Genomic DNA, 22,887 nt, shown 5'->3' on the forward strand with positions numbered 1-22,887 from the left:
ACCCGAACAAGCGACCCTTTTTTCAAAGGACGAAATCCATGCGCCTCTCGCGCTTCTTCATCACGCGCCCGATCTTCGCCGCGGTGATCGCGGTCGTCATCACCCTTGTCGGGGCGATCGCTTACTGGTCTCTCCCGGTCTCGCAATATCCCGACATCGTCCCGCCGACCGTGACCGTCAGCGCCGGCTATCCGGGCGCCTCGGCCGAGACGGTCGCGGAGACCGTCGCTGCGCCGATCGAGCAGGAGATCAATGGCGTCGACAACATGCTGTACCAGTCGTCACAATCGACCGGTGACGGCAAGGTCGTCATCACCGTCACCTTCAAGCAGGGCACCGATCTCGATGCCGCGCAGGTGCTGGTGCAGAACCGCGTCGCCATCGCAGTGCCGCGCCTCCCCGAGGAAGTGCAGCGGCTTGGCGTGGTGACGCGCAAGACGTCGCCCGACTTCCTGATGGTCGTGAACCTGATCTCGCCCGACAACAGCCTCGATCGCGGCTATATCTCCAACTATGCGCTCACCCAGGTGCGCGACCGGCTGAGCCGGATCGACGGTGTGGGCGACGTGCAGCTGTTCGGGTCGCGCGACTATTCGATGCGCGTCTGGATCGATCCGGGCCGCGCCGCCGCGCTCGACCTGACCGCCGGCGAGATCGTCGCAGCGCTGCGGGCGCAGAACGTGCAGGTCGCCGCCGGCACGCTCGGCCAGCCGCCTTATGCCAGCGGCAATGCGTTTCAGCTCAATGTCGAGACGCAGGGCCGCCTGACCGACCCCAAGCAATTCGCCGATGTGGTGATCCGTACCGACCCCGATGGCCGCCAGGTCAAGGTGTCGGACGTCGCCCGGGTCGAGCTCGGCGCGCAGGATTACGGCACCAATACCTATCTCAGCGGCCAGCCGACGGTGATCGTCGCAGCGTTCCAGCGCCCCGGCTCCAACGCGCTCGCCGCCGCACAGGGCGTCGAACGCGAGATGAAGGCGATGTCCGCCCATTTCCCCAAGGGGCTCGAGTACAAGGTCATCTACAACCCCACCGAGTTTATCGCCCAGTCGATCGACGCGGTGAAGGACACGCTGTTCGAGGCGGTCATCCTGGTCGTGCTCGTCATCCTGGTGTTTCTCCAGAAATGGCGTGCGGCGATTATCCCGGTGGTCGCGATCCCGGTCTCACTGATCGGTACCTTCGCGGTGCTCGCCGCGTTCGGTTACTCACTCAACAACCTGTCGCTGTTCGGGCTGGTGCTGGCGATCGGCGTGGTGGTCGACGACGCGATCGTCGTCGTGGAGAATGTCGAGCGCAATCTCGAGCGCGGGCTCTCCCCGTTAGAGGCGGCGCGCACGTCGATGGACGAAGTGTCGGGCGCGCTGGTCGCGATCGTGCTGGTGCTCTGCGCAGTGTTCGTGCCGACGGTGTTCCTGACCGGCCTGTCGGGCGCCTTCTACCGCCAGTTCGCGGTGACCATCTCGACCGCGACGATCATCTCGCTCGTCCTGTCGCTGACCCTGTCGCCCGCGCTCGCCGCCCTGCTGCTCCGCCACAAGGAGAGGACGGACGAGGGCAACCGGTTCCAGCGGATCATCGGCCGTGCCGGCGATGCGTTCAACCGCGGGTTCGAGCGGATGAGCGTCGGCTATGCCAGCCTCACCCGCAAACTGGTCAATGCACCGAAGAAGATGATGTTCGCTTATGCGGGCCTCATCGCGCTGACCGGCGGGGTGTTCTGGATCACGCCGACCGGCTTCGTGCCGGCGCAGGACCAGGGCTATTTCCTCACCGTGATCCAGTTGCCGCCGGGCTCTTCGATCGAGCGGACCGACGCTGTGATGCGCAAGGTCGCAGCCAAGATCCTGCCGCTCAAGGGCATCGAGGGTTCGGTGATGCTGGCCGGTTTCGACGGCCCGTCGCAGACGCTCGCGCCCAATTCGGCCGCCGCTTACTTCCCGCTGAAGAGCTTTGCCGAGCGCGAGAAGCTGGGCGTCACCTTTGCGGGCATCATGGACGAGGCGCGCAAGGCGACCGCGGACGTGAACGAGGCGCGGCTGCTGATCGTGCCGCCGCCGCTGATCCAGGGCATCGGCTCGGCCGGCGGATACCGCATGATGGTGCAGGATACCGAGGGGCGCGGTTACGCCGATCTCGGCAAGAACTCCTATGACCTGATCGGCAAGGCCAATCAGACCAGCGGGCTTGCGCAGATCTACACCTTCTTCGACACCGCGACGCCGCGCATCTTCACCGATGTCGACCGGACCAAGGCGAACATGCTCGGCGTGCCGCCGGAGCGGGTGTTCGAGGCGCTGCAGGTCTATCTCGGTTCGGCATTCGTGAACGATTTCAACCTGCTCGGGCGCACCTACCGCGTCACGGCCCAGGCCGATGCGCCGTTCCGTAATACCACTGCGGACATCGCGAACCTGAAGACCCGCTCCAACTCGGGCCAGATGGTGCCGATCGGATCGGTCGCGACCTTCCAGGACAAGACCGGGCCGTACCGGGTCGTGCGCTACAACCTCTTCCCCGCGGTCGAGGTGGATGGCGATACGGCACCGGGTTTCTCCTCGGGCCAGTCGCTGGTGACGATGGAGAAGCTCGCCGACTCCACCCTGCCCGCCGGTTACTCGCATGAGTGGACGGGCATCGCGTATCAGCAAAAGGCGGCAGGCAGCACGGCCGGCATCGTCTTCCTGATGGCCGTGGTGTTCGTCTTCCTGGTGCTGGCGGCGCAATATGAGAGCGTCACCCTGCCCCTCGCCATCGTGCTGATCGTGCCGATGTGTCTGCTCGCCGCGATGACCGGCGTGAACCTGCGGGGTATGGACAACAACGTCCTGACCCAGATCGGCCTGGTCGTGCTGATCGCGCTGGCCGCGAAGAACGCGATCCTCGTGGTCGAGTTCGCCAAGCAGGCCGAGGAGCAGGATGGCCTGTCGCCGGTCGAGGCGGCAGTGCGGGCAGCACAGACCCGTCTCCGCCCGATCCTGATGACCAGCTTCGCCTTCATCCTCGGCACGGTGCCGCTGGTGCTGGCGAGCGGGGCAGGCGCCGAGCTTCGCCAGGCGCTGGGCACCGCGGTGTTCTTCGGGATGATCGGGGTCACGGCCTTCGGCCTGCTCTTCACGCCGACCTTCTACGTCGTCTGCCGGGCGCTCGCGGTGCGGTTCTCCCGCCGTCGCGAGCATGACCTGCCAGCGACCCTTCAGCCCGCCGAATAAGGAGCGGCCGTCATGAAACAGCTATTGCTTGCATCGATCTCCGCGCTGGCCCTGTCAGCCTGCGCGGCCGGCCCCGACTTCGTCGCGCCGGTGGCCCCGCCCAAGGCGGCGGGGCAGTTCATCGGCAGCGCCAACCCCGGCGTCTCGACCGCCCAGGCGGACGACCGCTGGTGGCAGCTCTACCGCGACCCGACGCTCGACCAGCTCGTCGCCGACGCGCTGGCCGCCAACACCGATATCCGCGTGGCGGTCGCGCGGCTCGACAAGGCGCGCGCCTCGCTGCGCGGCGTCCGGTCGGACCGGCTGCCCCAGGCGACGATCGGCGCGACCAGCGGCTATGGCCGCACCCCCGACGGCCAGCGCCTGCCCGGCACGGCGTCCGAGGGCGAGTCCTATGATGTCGGCCTGAGCGTCGCCTATGAGGTCGACCTGGCCGGCCGCGTCCGCCGCAACATCGAGGCAGCGCGCGGCGACGTCCGCGCGGCGGATGCCGATGCGGACGCCGTGCGAGTCGCGGTGGTCGCCGCGACCACGCGGGCCTATGTCGATGCCGCGTCCTCGGCCGAGCGGCTTGGCGTCGCCAAGCATATCGTCGAGCTGCTCGACAAGTCCGCGACGCTGACCGGCAAGCGGGTCGAGGCCGGCCGCGCGGCCAAGCTCGACCAGGTGCGCATCACCACGTTGCGCGACCAGCGCGCCGCGCTCGTCCCCGCGATCGAGGCGCAGCGCCAGGCGGCACTGTTCCGGCTGGCGACCCTGACCGGCCGCACGCCGCAGGAACTGCCCGAGATCGCCGCGGCGCGCACCGACACGCCGCATCTCGACCAGCCGATCCCGGTCGGCGACGGCCAGGCCCTGCTTGCCCGGCGCCCCGATGTGCGCGCGGCCGAGCAACGGCTGGCGGCAGCGACGGCGCGGATCGGCGTGGCGACGGCCGAGCTTTACCCGCGCATCTCGCTCGGCGGATCGATCGGGTCGAGCAGCGCCAGCATTGGCGATCTGTTCACCGGCGGCGCGCTGCGCTTCCTGGTGGGGCCGCTGATCAGCTGGTCCTTCCCCAATCAGGAAGCGGCCCGCTCACGCATCGCCGGCGCCGAGGCAGACAGCCGCGAGGCGCTTGCGTCGTTCGACGGCACGGTGCTCCAGGCGCTGGAGGAGACCGAGACGGCCCTGTCCGCCTATCAGGGCGAGTTGCGGCGCCGGGCCGCCCTGCAGGCAGCGCGCGACGGCGCCGAAGCGGCGGCCCGCATCACCCGCGCCCGTCAGCGCGAGGGGCAGATCGACTTCCTCGAAGTGCTCGATGCGGAGCGGACCTTCGCAGACGCGGACGCCGATCTGGCAGCCGCGGATGCTCGGATCGCCAGCGCGCAGATCGACCTGTTCCGGTCGCTCGGCGGCGGCTGGCAGCGGCCGGTGATCGCCGCACGATAAACCCCTCTCCCAGCGGGAGAGGGAGGGAGCGCGAAGCGCGGAAGGGTGAGGGTGACCCGAGCGATTCCGTTCACCCTCACCCTCCCACCGCTTCGCGGCGGGGCCCTCCCTCTCCCGCTGGGAGAGGGTTTTCGGCGCGCCGCTTGCGTCGACCTCGCCCAACCCCTAGCTCGCAGGGGCTTCACCCCCTTCGAGCGAGCCCGATGCGCCCGATTCTCTCCCTTTTCGCCCTCGTGGCGCTGGCAACTGCGACGCCAGCCATGCCGCAACAGCACCTCAACCGGCCCGCACCGGGGACGGTGCGCGTGCGGATCGTCACCGCGCTCGGGCCGATCGTGATCGCGCTCGACGCGAAGCGTGCGCCCAAGACCACCGCGAACTTCCTCGCTTATGTCGACGACAAGCGGCTGGACAATACCAGCTTCTACCGCTCGGCGCGGAGCAAGGCCGACCCGACCTACGGTTTCGTCCAGGGCGGGATCGGCACGGATGCGCGGCGTATGTTGCCGTCGCCGGTGCCGCTCGAGCCGACCAACCGGACCGGCATCCGCCATCTCGATACGGTGATCTCGATGGCGCATGGCCGCGACGAGAATGGCGCGACCGGCAATTTCGCGATCATGCTCGGCGCGCATCCGAGCATGGACGCGAAGCCGGGGTACACCGGCTACGCCGCGTTCGGCCGGGTCGTCGAGGGCATGGAGGTGGTGCGCAAGATTCTCGCCCAGCCGATCGGCGCAGGATCCGGCCCGATGAAGGGGCAGATGATCCTGAAGCCCGTGCCGCTGATCCGGGCCGAGCGGATCGACGGGACGCCCAAACCGACCGGCGTGGTGCAGCCCTGGCTGATCGGAGTGAAATAGCGGCGTGGTGACGGCTGGCCTCCCTGTTCCAGGCCGATAACAGGGCGCAGTTTTTTTCTGGCGAATTAACAGGGAAAAAGTTGGATTTTTCGGCAATTTTTAGCCGGGTATTTCAATAGATTGGCCCGCCTTTTCCCTGTTATGGAATTAACAGCGGAAATTTCCCGCGTAACAGCGGGCTAAAATCAGGAAACAGGGACGGTCGAAGCGTAAGCAATCGGCCATCATGAGAAACAGCGCGGCCGGAATTGTCGCGTCCCGACCGGTGTGCGCGATGCATCGAATGGGCTCGCGGTTGAATCGATCGCGCCTGGGACGACATAAACCCGCATCCGGTCCGTCATCGTCGAAACATCCATTCAGGCGCCATTCGCCGCCGGGCTTCGTTGACCATGCACCCCGCAAGGTGCAGCCTCGCGCCGACGCTGACGGGGGAAAGCGCAATGGGCATCGACTCGCGTGACGGCCTGGATCGGGGAACGGACGGCGGCACGCTGGTCGTCGTGCTGCATGGCCTGAGGGGATCGCCGCTGAAGATGGCGGCAGTGACCGCGACGGTGCGCGCCACCTGGCCCGACGCGACGATATTCTGCCCCCGGCTGCCTTATGCCTTTCCCCTCACTGCCGCGCGGCCCGAGCTGATCGCGGCAAAGGTGGTCGACAAGATCGACGGCCTGATGCAGCGCCAGGATCATGCGCGGATCGTGCTGGTCGGCCATTCGATGGGATCGCTGATCGCCCGCAAGGCCACGATCATCGCGCATGGCGAGACGGCCGATGCGCCGTTCGAACCGGGGCTCGAAGATCATGTCGAGGCCAAGCCATGGGCCGGCCGGATCGACCGGCTGGTGATGCTCGCCGGCATGGCGCGGGGCTGGTCGCTGAATGCGGCTGCCAATCCGGTGATCGCGGCATGGTGGGCCTTCCTGATCCTGATCGGCGATATCTTCCTCAACGGCCGCTGGACCCTGCTGCGCATTCGCCAGGGCGCGCCCTTCATCGTCCAGACCCGCCTGCAATGGCTCGCCCTGACCCGGCGGCGGCGGGAGGCGCCGATCCAGGTGGTCCAGCTCCTGGGATCGCAGGACGATACCGTAGCACCCGACGATACGATCGATTTCGCGGTCGACCTGACCAGCGACAGTTTCGTGCTGATCGAATTGCCTCATACCAACCATCCCACTGCGATCGCGATGGACGATGCGGGCAATCGCGACCGCAAATGGCGTTTCATGGCGGCGCTGCGCGAGAGCCCGGCGGAATTGCGCGCGCTACGCGACGCGCGCGGCGATCCGGTCGCCATTCCCAACAGCTTCGCGGTGAACGGCGCCGCGCCGGACGGCGACCCGACGGTTACCGACGTGGTCTTCGTCATCCACGGCATCCGCGACCGGGGCTTCTGGACCCGCAAGATCGCACGCAAGATCATGGAGCGGGCAGCCGACGCAACGGCGACGGGCACACCGCGCAAGGTCCGCGCGATGACGCTGAGCTATGGCTATCTCGCCATGGTGCCGTTCGTCCTGCCCTGGGTTCGCCGCGCCAAGGTGCGCTGGATGATGGACAGCTATGCCGAATGGCGGGCGCTCTATCCCAATGCCGATTTCTCCTATGTCGGCCACTCCAACGGCACCTATCTCGCCGCACGCGCGCTGGAGGATTATCCCGCCGCCCGCTTCCGCCGGATCGTGTTCGCCGGCAGCGTGGTGCGCCGCCAATATGACTGGCACCGCGCCATCACCGGCAAGTGGCGGCAGGTGGACGCCGTGCTGAACTATGTCGCGAGCAAGGACTGGGTCGTTGCGATCTTCCCCAACGGTCTATCGCGCCTCAAGGCGCTCGACCTGGGCAGCGCCGGGCATCACGGCTTCGACCAACTTGCCCAGCGCGATGCCGTGCCGGTCAGCGGAGCGCGGATCAGCTGCGTGACGATCGGCGCGGCGCAGTCACACCAGATCGATTATGTCGCTGGCGGGCACGGTGCCGGCATCCGCGAAAGCCAGTGGGACGATATCGCCCGCTTCGTCGTCGACGGCCTGCCGCCGCAGGGCCTCGATCTCGATTATGTTCCGCGCCAGGCCAGCTGGGCGATCGCGCTGGGCTGGCTGCCGCCGCTGTCGCTGGGTCTGATCCTGGGGCTGGTGATCGGTCTCGGCGCCGCGCTGTTCCTGTTCGCGGCGGCTTTTGCCGGGCTGCTGGGCTGGATCGGCTTCGGGCTGTATCTGTTGCTGCTCTATGTCGTGATCACGCGGCTGTAACGGACCGATCGCTCCGGCGGCGCGCAGGTGGCCAGGGTGGCGAGAAGCCGAAGGAGAAGGGCGGCGCACCATCGTCAGGCTCGTGATGCGTGAATGCGCGTCACGACCTTCTTCCCACGGACACGGCACCGCAGGAAAGCTGACCGCAGGGCGCCCTGGTGGATCAGATCGGCGCGAGCCTGTCGCGGCCCGTCATGATGCCGCTGAGATCCTCGGTACGGGGCGTCTGACCGCCTGGCGCCATCCCGGCCGCAAAGGCGATCCGCATGACCGCGGGAAGCGACCGCACCTGAAGCTTGTGCATCAGGTTCGCACGGTAAATCTCCACCGTGCGCGCACTGATATCCAGCGCAAAGGCGATGTTCTTGTTCGCCAGGCCATCGAGCAAGCCCATCAGCACATCGCGCTCGCGGCCCGACAGCGTGTCGATCTGAGCCTTGGCCTTGTCCGCGCCGGCGATCGCTTCCCGTTTCAGCGCGAGGTCGGCATGGGCGGCATCGACGGTGTCGAGCAACTGTTCGACCGGACAGGGTTTTTCGAGGAAATCGAACACGCCGTCGCGCATCGCATCGAGCGCGCGCGGCACGGTGCCCATGCCCGTCAGGACGAGGACGGCGAATTTGCCGGGAAAGGCCCGAAGCGCCTGAAGCACCTCCATGCCGCCCAAGCGCGGCATGTTGAGATCGAGCAGCAGGACGCCGGGATCGACCTCCCCCGCCACATCGAGAAAAGCTTCTCCGCTGCCGAAATCCAGAAGGGTCTGATCCGGCTGAAGGTCGAGCAGGCCGCGCATCGCATTGCGGACGGCGGCGTCGTCGTCGACGAGATAGGTTGTGCGTGTCATTGCCGGTATCCTCAATGAGGAAACGCTGGAAACTACAGTCGACCTTCCCCTGTTGAGAGTACGGCCTGTACGGAAAGCGCCTTCCGCCGATGAGCGTGTTGCGACCCGGAGCAAGTTGGTGCGATAAAACCCACGCCATCCCAGAAAAATTGATCTGGATTAGTACAACATATGTCACGAATGGTTCGTTCCATTGAAGAAACGAATTCTACTGAATCATTTCGACGACAACGGAATATACTGGTCGATTTACTGGATTCATTGAAGATTCATCGCACCATTTCCTGACGCGAGATGCCCATCTTGGGGTGCCGCCTATTATACCCGGGACAGCTGGTAAATTACCCGGCGTTGCGATGGAGGTAGGCCCGGAACGCGGCGAGCCCTTCTGCCGTGCCGGCGCGGCCGAAGCCGATGCGGAATCGGTCGGTCGGCGTCGGGCAAAGATCCGAGCTGTAGATGCCCGAGGGCAGGAGCAGCACGCCGGCTTGCTCGACCAGGTCCGCCGCGAAATCGTCGACGGTGCCGGGCCCCAGATAACGGGGATAGCCGACACAGCCGCCATCGGGCCGGCGCCAGTCGAACAGGTCGGGGAATTCAGCGAAGAAGCCGTCGAGCAGATCGAGATTGTCGCGGACCAGCGCATTGTTGCGGGCGAGGATCGCCGCGCGGTTGCGCAAGCCAATGATCGCGAGCTGCTCGCTCGGCGCCGAATTGCAGATCGAAAGATAGTGCTTCATCCGCTCCATGCGGACGAGCAGGTCGCGATCGGCGCAGGCGATCCAGCCGATGCGCAGGCCGGGCAGGCCGTACGCCTTGGACATCACGTTCAGCGACAGGCCGCGCTCGTACAGGTCGGCTACCTGCGGCACCTGCCTGGCGGGGTCGGGGCCGAGCAGGCGATAGACTTCGTCGCTGAACAGCCACAGGCCGTGCTGGCGGCAGAGATCGACCAGCCCGTCCAGCAGCGCACGATCGATGATCCGGCCAGTCGGGTTGTGCGGAAAGTTGATCGAGACGAGCTTCGTATCGGGCCGGATCGCCGCGGCGACGCGGTCGAGATCGAGGCTCCAATTGTCCTCCGGATCGAGCGGTACCCCGGTGACGGCGCAGATCGACAGCGGCACCGTCTCCGCTGCCTGGTAATTGGGGGTGACGACGATGGCGTGATCGCCGGCCTCGAGCAGCACGTGGTTGGCGATGTAGATGCCTTCCTCGGCCCCGGCGAAGCAGAGGATGTCGGCGGCTTCGCGGACGTCATAGGTGCGGGCGATCTCCGCACGCAGCGCGGGCGCGCCATAGGTTTCGGTATAACCGAGCCAGAGGCGGTCGAACCCTTCCCGGTCGGCAGGATCGGCCATGGCGAGCAGTTCGCCAAGCGTCATGCTCTGCGCATCGGAGGCCGTCAGATGATAGCGTGCCGCGAATTCCCACCGGGAGAAATAGGTCTCGAGCCGGAAATCCTGGAGGGCGGGCATGAAGGGGGCCTTTGTTGCGGGGGACGGTTGAGTGGCGATAGACGCCTGCCGCGCGGATTTCACCCGGGATCAGCCAACACCGTGCTTTCGGCGTGCCGCGTGCCACAAAATAAACGACACTATACGTGCCGATTTATTGCAAATCCTTACTCTCCGTTAAGGACTTTCCCCTAGGGATGAGGCATGAGGGGAACGCAAAGCGGCGGGCATGCGCGGAGAGAGGGGCCGCGCGATGAAGGTTGAATGGATCCGGCAGGCGCCGCAGATCGGAATGCTGGGGGGCAGCCGATCGGAAAACCTGCTGGATCGCGCCACGGCGCTGGCCGGGATCGGCGCGTGGAGCTGCAACCTTTCGGACGATTCGTTGAGCTGGACTTCCGGCATCTACGACCTGTTCGGCCTGCCGCGCAGCGCCCGCATCGACCGGCGCGAGATCGCCTCCATGTATGCCGAGGAATCCCGCATTGCGATGGAATGCTTGCGCGCCGATGCGATCGTGCGGCGCCGGCCCTTCACCATGGACGCGAAGATCATGCGCACCGACGGGGCCGAGCGCTGGATGCGGCTGACCGCCGATATTGTCTGTGACGGTGAGCGGCCGGTCCAGCTTTATGGGCTGAAGCAGGACATCACCGAGGAGCGGGCGCGGCTGGAGACGTTGCGGCGCATGGCCGAGCAGGATCCGCTGACCGGGCTGGCCAACCGCCAGATCTTCCAGAGCCGCTTCCTCGATTGCGCCGCGCCGATGAAACCGCTGGGCGCGCTCATCCTGTTCGACATCGACGGGTTCAAGCTGGTCAACGACCGGCACGGTCATGCGGCGGGCGATGCCTGCCTGCAATCGATCGCCGACCGGCTCTGCGCCGGCTTCAACGACGCGCTGATGGTGGCGCGGATCGGCGGCGACGAGTTCGCCGTGCTGATCCCGCCCGGATCGCCCGACAGGCGGCTGGAACTGCGGGTCGAGCGCCAGCTGACGCGTCTGTCGACGGCGATCCACTGGCGGGGCGACTTGCTGAAGGTCAGCGCATCGGCCGGCATCGCCGAGGTGCGCGATCCCTATGCGTTCGACGCCGAGGCTTTGTTCGCGGCGGCCGATGCAGCGCTGTATGCGGCCAAGCATGCCGGACGGAACCGGGTGCGCCGGGCACTGCCCGAGGTGCCGCACGCCTGTATGTAAGGGCGCGCTACTCCGCCGCCTTGGGGAATAGCGGCAGCTTTGTCACATCGCCGGATTCGTGCTGGATGATGACGGTCGCCTTTTCCGCGGTGGCCAGAGCATCGAAGCGGCGCATGCTCTCTGCCGTCTTTGCCTGATCGGCATTGCCCTTCGAGACCCGCTTGTCGCGATATTGGTCGCTCGAATGATAGAGGTCGCCGCTGAGCATGACCGCGCCGAAATGCGGCAGGCGGACGAGCAGCGCATGATGGCCGAGGGTATGGCCGGGCGTCGCGACCATCATCACGGTGCCGTCGCCGAAGACATCCTTGTCACCGGGAACTGCCTCCATCGATGCGCCGCCCTTGATCCAGGACGCGAGACGGACGGGCTCCAGACGGCTGTCGGGCTGGGGCGCGGTGAGCGCTTCCCAATCCTCCTTGCCGATCAGCAGCCGGGCCTTGGGGAAGCTCGCCGCTTGGCCGAGATGGTCCCAGTGCAGGTGGCTGATCGCGACCACGTCGATCCGGTCGGGCGTGATGCCGAGCCGGGCGAGCTGCGACACGAGGCTGGTGGGGACGTTTGTCGAGCGCGTCTCGGGCGAGAGCGGCTTGCCGACCCATTCGCCGGGGAAGCCCGCGTCCCAGATCATCAGCTTGTCGTCATGGCGGATCAGGTAGCAGCTGTTGACCAGCGACTTGGGGCCGAAATCGCCGCAGTCGATGCGCCAGAGCTGGACCTTGGGTTTCGCCGGGGCAGCAGCGGTGGTGAAGGCCAGCGCTGCGGCGAGCAACATCGTACGGATCATCGCGACCATCCTTTGCAAAGGATTTACGGTAAAGCGCGCCGGAGACACCATCCCTCCGCTGGGGGAGCGTTCCGGTTCAGCGGTTGACCGGAACGGGCAGGTCAATTTTCACCGCCTGAGTCTTGATCGGCATGAGCAGGATGAGACCGGCGCAGACCGCGCCGAGCAAGCCCATCGCGCGCTCGCCGCGACGGAAATCGCGCACTGCCTGCCAAATGCAATAAACTGCCACCAGCAATAGTGCGAATGCCCAGATTCCCGCCAAGAACATGCTCCGTCTCCCCCGTCCCGGCGCTCAGCGCGGCGGGATCGTCAGTTCGAACGGCGTGACCGGCAGGCCGCTCGTGTCGGTGAGGGTACAGGTCGGGCTGTCGCCCCAGCAATAGCGGATACGCGTCGCATCGGTGGCATCGGCCTTCACCACCACGGTCGTGCCGTCGATCCGGGCATCGGCGTAGCGGCACGATCCGGCAGCCGGGCCGCATAGTTCGAAGGCATTGGGCTGGCCGCTCCAGGCGGCGAGCGTGCCGGTGATCTGGCCGAACGGGACGACAACGCCATCGGCGGTGCGTCGCGCGACACCCGGCACCGCACCGGCGGCCGGTGTTGGATCGCCGTAGACGGCGTGGCGCGCAGCGATGGCGAGGCGGCGGCCGATATCCTGCTTGTTGGAGGGGTGGAGATTGGTCGCGTCGCCGATGTCGACGGTGACGATATAGGCAGCCTTCGCATCCGCCATCGCCGCGCGGCGCTGCGCTTCGCGGACGTCGGACCAGACCGATTCCATCGGCGCGGTCGGGCGCGGGCCGTAATTGGGGATCTGCACGATCAGGAACGGCAGGTCGGCGCCGAAGCGGTCGCGCCAGTCGCCCATCATCGCGGTCAGCGTCGCCTGATACTGGCTGTTGAAATAGATGTCGGATTCGCCCTGATACCAGATCGCGGCCCTGAAGCCGTAGCCGCCGATCGGGGCGATCATGCCGTAATAGAGCTGGGTGACGCCGTGGGTCGGACCCCAGGGGAGTTGCGGCGCGATGAGGCCGTTCGGCACCTCGGCGTAGCGCCAGGGGTTGGACAGCGGCACCGCGCCGCCGTCCTTCAGGCGGATCGCGCGCGTCTCGGCCGGGCCGCTCATCCCGCAATTGCGCCAGCTGCAGAAGATGTTGGTGACGATGATGTTGGCGCCGGCATGGAGCACGCCCGCAGGGATGTCGTGCAGCGCCTGTTTCGACCAGCTGGTACCGCCGACGCCCTTGCCGTTGATCCAGCTCTGGTCTTCTTCATTGACCGAACCGAGATCGAGCGTCGCGGCCTGGGCAGCCTGCGCCGCGGTGAGATCGACGGTGGTGCGCAGCCACATCTGGCCGACGAACCCGTCGGGCGAAGTCCCGGTCCAGAGCGCCCAGGGGCCGAGCGCGGCCGGCGCTGTCTTCCAGTCCGTGACGGGATAGGCGGGTTCCCAGGGGTTGCCCTTTGCCGCCGCGGCCCCGCTGGCCTTCCACCAGCTTTCCCAGCTTGAGTCCCAGCGGCGCTGCGCGGCCTGCGGGTTGGTGCGGTAGAGGGCGAGCATATCGAGATCGGCATTGTACTGGCCGAGCTTGCGCAGGTTCGGTTCGCTCACCCAGTCGCGCACGCGGCTGCCGCCCCAGGCGGAGACGACGAGGCCAACCGGGGCATTGGTGGTCTTTTTGATTTCGCGCGCGAAATAATAGCAGCTCGCCGAGAAATTGCCGACCGTGTCGGGGGAGCCGACCGTCCAGGACACCGGGGTGGCGAAAGTGGAGAGCGGGGTCAGGCTGTCCTTGGTCGCGATGCCGAGCTGGCGGATCTGGCCGTCGGTCGCGGCGCGCATCTCGAAGGTCGCGTTGCCCGCGGCGCGGACCGCGAGCTGCATGTTCGACTGGCCGGTGCAGAGGAACACGTCGCCGATAAGGACGTCCTGGACGGATTGGGTCGTGGTGCCGCTGCGAGCCTCGAGCGTGTAGGGACCGCCGGACGGGAGTGCTGCGAGGGTGGTGCGCCATTGGCCGGTCTTGTCTGCCTTGGCCGTGGCGGTCTCGGTGCCGAGTTTGACGGTGACGGTCGTGTTCGGGGCGGCCTGGCCATAGACCGGGATCGGCTTGTCGCGCTGGAGGACGGCGTGGTCCTGGAACATGACGTGAAGGATTGGCGCGTCGGCGGCGATGGCCGGTGCCGCAAGGCCGAGGCCGGCCAGGATCAATGCGCGGAATGGGCCCTTCATCGTCGCTCTCCCCCGTCCGCTCTTGCGCGGATCGTATAGGATATAGGAGCAGTGTTTGAGGGGGTTGTCCAGTGGGCTACTCGTTCCTCCCCGAGCTTGCTCGGGGAGGAATTTATTTGCAGATCGCTTCCAGCTCCGGGCCGTAATTGTGGCGCTCCGGTACCGGCAGGCCTTTTGCCTGGAGCTGCGATTCCGGGCGGCCCGGGGCATCCGGTTCGCGCGGGTCCATATAGCCTTTGTACCAGGGGTCGCGCTGTGCCTCTTCCAGGGTCACGAACTTGAAGCCGCGACTTTTGTAGAGGTCGAGGAGTTGCGGCAGCATCTCCGCGTCGAGACCGCCGACATGCATCAGCAGGACATAAGGGATGTCGCGGCCAAGCAGCGATTTGAACACGCCGCGGCCATAGGTGATGCTCTCGTCGGCCGCGTCGAGATAGGTCTTCTTCAGCCAGGCGATCGCGTGCTCGTCCTTCTTCGCGACGCAGCGGGCATAGGGTGCGTTCCACATATAATCGCCGAAGCTCATCGTGACGCCAGCGATGCGGTAGCCGCGATCGGCGAGCAGCTTGCGCACCGCCGCCTTCTTCTCCGGCGTGTCGCCTTCCGAGAGATTGGGATAGCGGAACCAGTGCCAGTTTTGACCCTTCATCCGATCGGCGACGACGCCCTCGCCCTTGATCACGTCCTGCTCGAACTCGCCCGCCGTGTGCGTCGCGAGGTTCATGTGCGACCAGGCATGGTTGCCGAGCGGCAGGCCGGCGGCGCGCCAGTGATCCAGCATCGCGGTCGAGTCCGGCTCCTCCTCGGTGCGCACGCCGTTGACGAAGCCGTAGACCGGCGGGAGCTTGGCCGCCTTCCACGCGGCGATGATCTTGTCGCCGATCTCGACGCGCGTTGTGCCCTCGGGCAGCGCGCTGTGCGAGGGGAGATCGTCCCAGGTGAAGGCGATCTCCTGCGCGGTCGCGGTTCCGCTTGCCGCGGCCGTAAGGGTCGCGGCGATCATTATGCTGCGCAGCATTGTCATTCTCCGGATCAGCGGAACAGGTCGAGGTCGATGGAGTCGCCCATCGCGCGGTAGCCGGCATCGCCGGGATGCAGCGCGTCGCCGCTGTCATAGGCCTTGGCCATGCGCAGCGGATCGGCCGGGTCGGCGACGGCCTTTTCGAAATCGATCACGCCGTCGAAATTGCCGGGCGTGCGGATCCACGCATTGACCGCGATGCGCACGGCGTCACCCTCGGGGCTGTAATAGCCGGCGCCCTTATAGGGGATGACGGTCGCGCCGATCACCGTCACGCCGCGATCATGCGCACGGTCGATCATCTGGCGGTAAGCGCCGGTGATGTCGGCGACCGTCGGCAGGGGCGTCTTGGCGCGGGTCGCGCTGCCGATGTCGTTGATGCCTTCGAGGATCACCACATAACGCACGCCGGGCACCGCCAGCACGTCGCGGTCGAAGCGGGCGAGCGCAGCCGGGCCGCTGCCGGTGTTGAGCAGGCGGTTGCCCGAGATGCCGGCATTGGCGACTGCGAAGCCGGTCTTGCCTGCCTTGGCCAGCCGCGCGGCCAATATGTCGGGCCAGCGGTTGTTGGTGTCGCGGGTCGATTGCGCGCCGTCCGTGATCGAATCGCCGAGGGTGACGATCGTCGCGGTGGCGGGGCCGCCCGAGACGTCGATGCCGGTGAGCACGAGACGCATCGTATTGGTGGGGCCGCCGGGCGGGAAGCTGGCGGCGGCGGTCTGGTCGCCCGGGGCGATCTGCGTGGTCGCGACGCCCAGGGCATGGACGCTGAGGGAAATCGTGTCGCCGGGCACGTAGATGCTGACCACGACATTGGCGAGCGGGCCGGTCTTGAGCGCTACGGGATCGCTGACCGCGGGCGCGCCGGCGGGGATGACCGGCGAGGCGTCGCCATCGAAGGTGACGACACGGTCGCTGCCAGCGACGACCTCGCCATTGGGACCGGCGAGCCCGACATGAACGGCGCCGATTTGGCGCGGCTCAGTGCCCGTCTCGTTGGACAGGCGCAGCCTCAGCGTCGAGCCGCCGGCCGAGAGGTGCGCGACCATGCGATAGGTGACGTCCGAGGTGGGGACCGGCACGCCCTGTTGCGGCTGTGGCGGCGGCGCGGGCTGGCCCGGCGCCGTAGGTTGGCCGACTTGCGCCGGCGGGGGCGGAGGCGGCGGACGAAGGCCCGGACGCTCCATCGGCACGGCCTGCCAGCTTCTTGTCCAGGCTTTCGACTGGGCGGCGGCGGCGAGCGGCTGAAGCACCAGCGTCAGTGCGGCGAGGGACAGATAGGGACGGAAGCTTCTCAACATCTTCTCCTTTTGTCGTCTCGCCGCCTTGTGACGGTCACTCTTCCCTGATCTCGGCCGGTGCCGCGATAGCGGTACCATAGCGAGCGTTATCCGCGACTCCAACTGGCCCGAATCGGGCGTTTCGGGCGGAAAACATCGTGCGCACGTGCCCCTTGCCAGCGGCCCCGGACAGCGAGATAACCGCGTCCAGAATCATATAGAATATCAGATATATCGAGGCGGGAGAGGATGCATGAAGAGATCGCATCTGTTGTGCGGTGTGCTGCTGAGCGCCATGTCGGCCGGCGGCGTTGCCATGGCTGCGGGCCAGGACTTCGTGACGCCGGTGATTCCGAGCGACTCAGCCGCCCGGCCGCGATCGCCCGAGGCGCAGGCGGTGCTCGATGCCTCGACCGTCGAACTGGTGCGCGAGATGAAGGCGCAGGGCATCACCGCGCTGCGCATCCCGAAGAACGCCGTGATCCCCGGCCGGCCGGACTTCACCAATTACGATGAGGCCAAGGCAAACCCGTATCCCAATCTGCCGGCACTGATGACGCTGCGCGACGGGACCAAGGTGACGACTGCGGCCGGCTGGGCGAAGCGCCGCGAAGAGATCAAGGCGCTGTTCGACGAGCATGTCTATGGCAAATATCCGGCGCATCTGCCCAAGGTGACCTGGACGGTTGCCAGCACGACGCAGCAGGACGTCGAGGGCATCCCGGCGATCGTCAAGCATGTCGTCGGCCATGTCGACAATGCGGCGTATCCGGCGATCAGCGTCGAGATCGCGGCCGATATCGTCACGCCCGCCTCCACCAGGGGGAAGAGGGTGCCGGTGATCATCGGCGGCGGATCGCTCCGCCCGCGGCCGATGCCGCTCGCCCCGCCGACCCGCGCCACCACCGGCATGTGCATGCTGAGCGGGCCGGTCGTGGACTCGTCGGGCAAGCAGTTGCTGGAGAAGGGCTGGGGCTTCGTCTCGGTCGACAATGGAGCGGTGCAGGCGGACAATGGCGCCGGGCTGACCAAAGGCATTATCGGCCTGGTCAACAAGGGCCAGCCGCGGTCGATGGACGATTGGGGCGTGCTGCGCGCCTGGGCGTGGTCGAGCAGCCGAACGATGGACTATCTGCTGACCGACCCCGATGTCGACGGCAGCAAGGTTGGCGTGATGGGCCATTCGCGTGGCGGCAAGGCGGCTTTGGTGGCGTTGGTCGACGATCCGCGCTTCGCGATCGGCTTCATTTCCTCCTCGGGTGCGGGCGGGGGGAACCTGTACCGGCGCAATTACGGCGAGGCGCTGGAGAATGTCGCGGCGCCCAATGAATTCCACTGGATGGCGGGCAATTTCCTGAAATATGCTGCGGTTGGGCACACAGCGGACGAGATGCCGGTCGATGCGCATGAATTCGTCGCCCTGGTCGCGCCGCGCCCGATCTTCATCGGCGGCGGCGGGCTGATCATGGATCCGCCCTGCGCCATTCCGGGCGATGCGTGGCAGGATGCGCAGGGCATGTTCCTGTCGGCGGTCGCGGCCAGCCCGGCCTGGGAGGTGCTGGGCAAGAAGGGCATCGGCACGTCGACCTTCCCCAAGGTCGAGACGCTGATCGATACCGGTGATGTCGCGTTCCGCCAGCACCCCTGGGGCCATACGCCCAACCCCAACTGGCAATATTTCATCCAGTTCGCGCAGAAGGAACTCAAATGATGCGCGAGGCGGATCTCTCCCGCCGGGGCGTGCTTGCGCTGGGCGCGGGCGCCGCTCTGACCGCAGGGGCGGGCCCTGCCCTTGCCGCCGGCAAGCTTACCGCGGGCGACGTGATCGAGCGGATGAAGCTGCAGATCGGCGGTCCGTGGCGCGACGGCGGGGTGGACGGCTTCAAGGCCGGCGGTCCCGACACGGTCGTCACCGGCATCGCCACCACGATGATGGCGACGTTCGACGCGATGAAAGCAGCGGCACGCCAGGGCCTGAACATGATCATCACGCATGAATCGACCTGGTTTTCGCATCAGGACCGGCTGAGCGGGATCGAGGACGATCCGCTTTACCGAACCAAGCTGGCCTATACGAAGACGCACAATCTGGTGTCGTACCATCTGCACGATCACTGGCATGCGCTGCGCCCGGTCGACGGGATCAACCTCGGCACGATGCAGCTGATGGGTTGGTCGAAATTCATGCATGCCGACAACCAGCGGCTGTTCACCATCCCGCATACGACCCTGCTCGCGCTGTCGAAGGATTTCCAGAAACGCATGGGCGCGAACACCATTCGGGTGATCGGCGACCCAGCGCTGCCGGTGTCCATCGTCTATGAAAGCTGGGGCAATTGCAGCGCCTTTCCCGGCATCAATTTCCTCAACAGCGAAGCCGATGTGCTGGTGATCGGCGAGACGCAGGACTGGGACCTGATCGCCTATGCGCAGGACCTCGTCGCCTCGGGCCGGAAGAAAGCGCTGATCGTGCTCGGCCATGTGAAGTCGGAGCAATGGGGCATGAAGGCCTGTGCCGAATGGCTCGGCGGATTCGTGAAGGAGGTACCGGTCAAATTCGTGCCGATCATCGAGCCATATTGGAACGTGCGCCGCCCGGTGTTCGAGATCGATACGAGGATCGCATGATGCAGGCGGCCCCTCCCCTTCCCGCCCGTCCGCCGCTCCACACCGGCCCCGTCACGGCGCTGCAGCTGGTCGATCGCATCCTCGAAAAGTCCGGCGCGCCGGGCCGGCCGCAGACGGTCGACCGGATCGTCGCGGGCGACCCTACCACCGCCGTCACCGGCATCGCCACCACTGCGATGGCGACGTTCGATTGCCTGAAGGCAGCGGCGGCCAAGGCCGCCAATTTTATCGTCACCTTCGATCCGCCCTTCTGGTCGAGCAATGATTCGCTCGACCGGCTCGAAGGCGACGCGCTGTTCAACGCGAAGCGCGACTTCATCCGCGCGCATGATCTGGTGATCTTCAACTTCCACGATCACTGGCGCGATCGCACCCCCGACGGGATCGCGACCGGCATGGCGAAGGAGCTGGGCTGGTCGGGCAATCTCGCCGATCCGGCCAATCTCAATCTGTTCAAGCTGCCACCGACCACCCTGCTCGGGCTGGCGCAGCAGCTTCACGACAGGCTCGGCGACCGCACCATGCGCATCGTCGGCGATCCGAAGCTGCCGGTGACGACGGTCGCGACGAGCTGGGGCAATGCCTCGCAGCTTCCCACCATCGCCTTGTTCAACAGCGCGGTCGATGTCGTGATCTGCGGCTACACCCGCGAATGGGAAGCGGTGGAATATGCCCAGGACCTGATCGCGGCGGGCGACAAAAAGGCGCTGATCCTGCTTGGCCAGGCGAAATCGGTCGCGGGCGGGATGCGCTATTGCGCGGAGTGGCTGAAGACGATTGTCGACGAAGTGCCGGTGGAGTTCATTCCCGAGGTCGAGCCCTATTGGAATCCGGACGCGCCTGTTTTTGAGATCAATACGCGCTAGACTTGCGCAAGGTCGTAGACTGAGCGCAAATGGATCCCGCGACAGGGGGAACCGATGGACAATTTAACCGCGAAAAAAGAGGCATGCAGAGAGCTTGGCGATGCCGTTGACGATGGATCGATGGGAAAGATCGTCGCCAAACATGAAGCGATGATCTTGGAGTATTACACGGACGTTCAGGGTCAAGCTACTAAAAGCTTCGCTGCAGCGAAGGCATTTGCGTATGCCGGACTTGCGATTTTTTCTTTGAGCCTCATTTACATGCTCACATTTGATGCCCTTAGTAGACTCGGCCTGACGACCCCACCGTCATCGAATTCAATAACTATATCTTCTCTGTCGATCATAAGCGGTGGTGTAATGGAACTCGTCGCTGGGGGTGCGTTCTGGCTCTACGCGCGGAGTGCGAAGCAGTTCGGCGCATTTCACATCTGCCTTGAACGGACGCACCGCTACCTGCTCGCTTTCAAGATTGCGGAGCGGAGCGGCGATGAAAAGGATAAGGTATTGCGCGACCTGGTTTGCATCATGGCGAATGCTCCCATGATTTCACACGATTATCGCAATGAGCCGATCGAACCCACCAAACGAGAATAGTGGCTAGCGTCAGGAAGAAGACAGGTTCGATCGGCAAACGTCGCTTGCATCGCGCCGCCGATATAGCATGGTAGCGATACCGCCAACGAGCGGCTGGGGGAGAGTGGGATGGCCGATTCAGAACGTCTGGCGCGGATCGCGGCTGATCCGCGATATCTGGCGCTGACCCGCCAGCGCGGCCGGTTCACCTGGACGCTGACCTGCGTCATGCTGGTCGCCTATTTCGGCTTCATCCTGCTGATCGCCTTCGACAAGAGTGCACTTGCCGCGCCGATCGGATCGGGCGTGACCTCGATCGGCATTCCTGTCGGGCTCGGCGTGATCCTGCTCGCGATCGGGCTGACCGGTCTGTATGTGCGCCGCGCCAATCGCGATTACGACGCCCTCGTCCAGAGCCTGGTCGAGAGCAAAGGCGAATGAGCCGCATCGCCCGGGCAATCGCCCCCATCATCGCTATCGCTTCTGCGGTCCTGATGATCGCCACCCCTGCCCTCGCCATCGACGCCAGGGCGCCGAAGCCGCAGCCGACCAACTGGACTGCAATCGTGATGTTCGCGGCGTTCGCGATCCTGACGCTCGGCATTACCCGCTGGGCCGCGCGGCGGACGCGCACCGCATCCGATTTCTACACCGCGGGCGGCGGCATCACCGGATTCCAGAACGGGCTCGCCATTGCGGGCGATTACATGTCGGCCGCGTCGTTCCTCGGTATCTCCGCACAGATCTTCGCCGATGGGTATGACGGGCTGATCTATTCGATCGGCTTCCTCGTGGGCTGGCCGATCATCCTGTTCCTGATGGCGGAGCGGCTGCGCAATCTCGGCCGCTACACCTTTGCCGATGTCGCCTCGTTCCGCTTCGCGCAGACGCCGGTCAGGACCTTCGCGGCGCTGAGCACGCTCGTCGTCGTGCTGTTCTACCTGATCGCGCAGATGGTCGGTGCGGGGCAGCTGATCAAATTGCTGTTCGGACTCGACTATGCCTATGCCGTGATCATCGTCGGCGTGCTGATGATGCTGTACGTCCTGTTCGGCGGGATGACCGCGACGACCTGGGTGCAGATCATCAAGGCCGTGCTGCTGCTCGGCTGTGCGAGCTTCATGGCGTTCATGGTGATGGCGAAGTTCGGCTTCTCGCCCGAGGCGCTGTTCGCCCGCGCGGTGGAAGTGAAGACCAATCTTGCCTCGATGAGCGCCACGACGTCCGCCGAAATCGCGGCAGCGCCAGAGCGCGGGCGATCGATCATGGGGCCCGGCAATTTCATCAAGGACCCGATCTCGGCGATCTCGTTCGGCATGGCGCTGATGTTCGGCACCGCCGGCTTGCCGCATATCCTGATGCGCTTCTTCACCGTGCCCAACGCCAAGGCGGCGCGCAGTTCCGTACTGTGGGCGACGGGGTGGATCGGCTATTTCTACCTGCTGACCTTCATCATCGGCTTCGGCGCGATCGTGCTGGTGGCGACCGATGCGAGCTATATCGATCGAGGTGGAGTCCTGCGTGGCGGCGCCAATATGGCGGCGATCCATCTGGCGCAGGCGATCGGGGGGAATATCTTCCTCGGCTTCGTCTCGGCGGTGGCGTTCGCGACGATCCTGGCGGTGGTGGCGGGGCTGACCCTGTCGGGCGCCTCGGCGGTGAGCCACGACCTTTATGCGACGGTGTTCCGCAAGGGTGAGGCCGATTCAGCCGCCGAACTGCGCGTGTCGCGCCGTACGGTGCTGGTGCTCGCGGTGGTGGCGATCCTGCTCGGCATCTTGTTCGAGAAGCAGAATGTCGCGTTCATGGTGAGCCTGGCCTTTGCGCTGGCAGCGTCGGGCAATTTCCCGGTGCTGCTGCTGTCGCTGCTGTGGAAGGGCTGCACGACGCGGGGCGTGGTGGTGGGCGGATCGGTCGGGCTGGTGACAGCCTTGGTGCTGACGATCCTGTCGCCCGCGATCTGGGTCGCGATCCTGCATCACGACAAGGCGATCTTCCCCTATTCGTCGCCGGCGATCTTCACGGTGCCACTGGCGTTCTTCACGATCTGGCTGGTGTCGAAACTCGACACATCGGCGCGCGCGGCGGTGGATCGGGGGGCGTATCTCGAGCAGCGGGTGCGGTCCGAGACTGGGATTGGGGCCGAGGGCGCGTCCAGCCACTAGCCTTTCCGCCCGTCATGCCGGACTTGTTCCGGCATCCATGTTTCCGCAAGCGC

The 22,887-nt window shown here is 65.9% G+C and carries 18 protein-coding genes; 11 read left to right on the plus strand and 7 right to left on the minus strand.

Annotation, left to right across the window (positions count from 1 at the left end; translation table 11 throughout):
• The first annotated feature begins 38 nt into the window (after positions 1–38).
• From WC729_RS06750 to WC729_RS06765, 4 genes are all read left to right on the plus strand, one after another.
• The gene (locus WC729_RS06750) at positions 39–3,215 is read left to right on the plus strand and encodes an efflux RND transporter permease subunit (RefSeq protein ID WP_372850823.1); all 3,177 of its coding nucleotides are present in this window, start codon (positions 39–41) and stop codon (positions 3,213–3,215) included.
• A 12-nt stretch (positions 3,216–3,227) separates the two neighbouring features.
• Complete coding sequence (locus WC729_RS06755; protein WP_372850825.1) at positions 3,228–4,646, plus strand: efflux transporter outer membrane subunit; 1,419 nt, start codon at positions 3,228–3,230, stop codon at positions 4,644–4,646.
• 203 nt (positions 4,647–4,849) lie between these two features.
• Positions 4,850–5,509, plus strand: a complete 660-nt coding sequence (locus WC729_RS06760; RefSeq protein ID WP_372850827.1) for a peptidylprolyl isomerase — start codon at positions 4,850–4,852, stop codon at positions 5,507–5,509.
• 443 nt (positions 5,510–5,952) lie between these two features.
• Complete coding sequence (locus WC729_RS06765; RefSeq protein WP_372850829.1) at positions 5,953–7,767, plus strand: hypothetical protein; 1,815 nt, start codon at positions 5,953–5,955, stop codon at positions 7,765–7,767.
• A gap of 163 nt (positions 7,768–7,930) precedes the next feature.
• Here WC729_RS06765 and WC729_RS06770 read toward each other — a convergent pair whose 3' ends face one another.
• Complete coding sequence (locus WC729_RS06770; protein WP_372850831.1) at positions 7,931–8,611, minus strand: response regulator transcription factor; 681 nt, start codon at positions 8,609–8,611, stop codon at positions 7,931–7,933.
• A gap of 341 nt (positions 8,612–8,952) precedes the next feature.
• Positions 8,953–10,089, minus strand: coding sequence for an aminotransferase class I/II-fold pyridoxal phosphate-dependent enzyme (locus tag WC729_RS06775; RefSeq protein ID WP_372850833.1), 1,137 nt, complete (start codon positions 10,087–10,089; stop codon positions 8,953–8,955).
• Positions 10,090–10,321: 232 nt separating this feature from the next.
• Between WC729_RS06775 and WC729_RS06780 the strand changes: the two genes are divergently transcribed.
• Positions 10,322–11,269, plus strand: coding sequence for a GGDEF domain-containing protein (locus tag WC729_RS06780; RefSeq protein WP_372850835.1), 948 nt, complete (start codon positions 10,322–10,324; stop codon positions 11,267–11,269).
• Positions 11,270–11,276: 7 nt separating this feature from the next.
• Here WC729_RS06780 and WC729_RS06785 read toward each other — a convergent pair whose 3' ends face one another.
• From WC729_RS06785 to WC729_RS06805, 5 genes are all read right to left on the minus strand, one after another.
• Positions 11,277–12,056, minus strand: a complete 780-nt coding sequence (locus tag WC729_RS06785; RefSeq protein ID WP_372850837.1) for an N-acyl homoserine lactonase family protein — start codon at positions 12,054–12,056, stop codon at positions 11,277–11,279.
• Positions 12,057–12,132: 76 nt separating this feature from the next.
• The gene (locus tag WC729_RS06790) at positions 12,133–12,327 is read right to left on the minus strand and encodes a hypothetical protein (protein ID WP_372850839.1); all 195 of its coding nucleotides are present in this window, start codon (positions 12,325–12,327) and stop codon (positions 12,133–12,135) included.
• 24 nt (positions 12,328–12,351) lie between these two features.
• Positions 12,352–14,298, minus strand: coding sequence for a sialate O-acetylesterase (locus WC729_RS06795; RefSeq protein ID WP_372850841.1), 1,947 nt, complete (start codon positions 14,296–14,298; stop codon positions 12,352–12,354).
• A gap of 112 nt (positions 14,299–14,410) precedes the next feature.
• Positions 14,411–15,316, minus strand: coding sequence for a polysaccharide deacetylase family protein (locus WC729_RS06800; protein WP_372850842.1), 906 nt, complete (start codon positions 15,314–15,316; stop codon positions 14,411–14,413).
• 14 nt (positions 15,317–15,330) lie between these two features.
• Entirely contained in the window at positions 15,331–16,617 is a 1,287-nt protein-coding gene (locus tag WC729_RS06805) for an SGNH/GDSL hydrolase family protein (RefSeq protein WP_372850844.1), read from the minus strand.
• A 235-nt stretch (positions 16,618–16,852) separates the two neighbouring features.
• On the opposite strand from WC729_RS06805, the gene WC729_RS06810 reads away from it, so the two are divergent.
• The 6 genes from WC729_RS06810 (at position 16,853) to WC729_RS06835 (ending at position 22,834) form a co-directional block, all read left to right on the plus strand.
• Positions 16,853–18,310: an alpha/beta hydrolase family protein gene (locus WC729_RS06810; RefSeq protein ID WP_372850846.1), complete on the plus strand. Its 1,458-nt coding sequence runs from the start codon at positions 16,853–16,855 to the stop codon at positions 18,308–18,310.
• Positions 18,307–19,227 (plus strand): Nif3-like dinuclear metal center hexameric protein, encoded by a 921-nt coding sequence (locus WC729_RS06815; protein WP_372850848.1) that lies wholly within the window; start codon positions 18,307–18,309, stop codon positions 19,225–19,227. Before WC729_RS06810 ends, WC729_RS06815 begins: the two co-directional genes overlap by 4 nt.
• Entirely contained in the window at positions 19,224–20,093 is an 870-nt protein-coding gene (locus WC729_RS06820; protein ID WP_372850850.1) for a Nif3-like dinuclear metal center hexameric protein, read from the plus strand. The genes WC729_RS06815 and WC729_RS06820 overlap by 4 nt, the downstream gene beginning before the upstream one ends.
• 54 nt (positions 20,094–20,147) lie before the next feature.
• Positions 20,148–20,690 (plus strand): hypothetical protein, encoded by a 543-nt coding sequence (locus WC729_RS06825; protein WP_372850852.1) that lies wholly within the window; start codon positions 20,148–20,150, stop codon positions 20,688–20,690.
• Positions 20,691–20,798: 108 nt separating this feature from the next.
• Positions 20,799–21,110, plus strand: coding sequence for a DUF485 domain-containing protein (locus WC729_RS06830; RefSeq protein ID WP_372850854.1), 312 nt, complete (start codon positions 20,799–20,801; stop codon positions 21,108–21,110).
• Positions 21,111–21,163: 53 nt separating this feature from the next.
• Complete coding sequence (locus WC729_RS06835) at positions 21,164–22,834, plus strand: cation acetate symporter (protein ID WP_372850856.1); 1,671 nt, start codon at positions 21,164–21,166, stop codon at positions 22,832–22,834.
• Positions 22,835–22,887 lie beyond the last annotated feature (53 nt).

Source organism: Sphingomonas sp., assembly GCF_041661825.1.
Taxonomy (GTDB): domain Bacteria; phylum Pseudomonadota; class Alphaproteobacteria; order Sphingomonadales; family Sphingomonadaceae; genus Sphingomonas.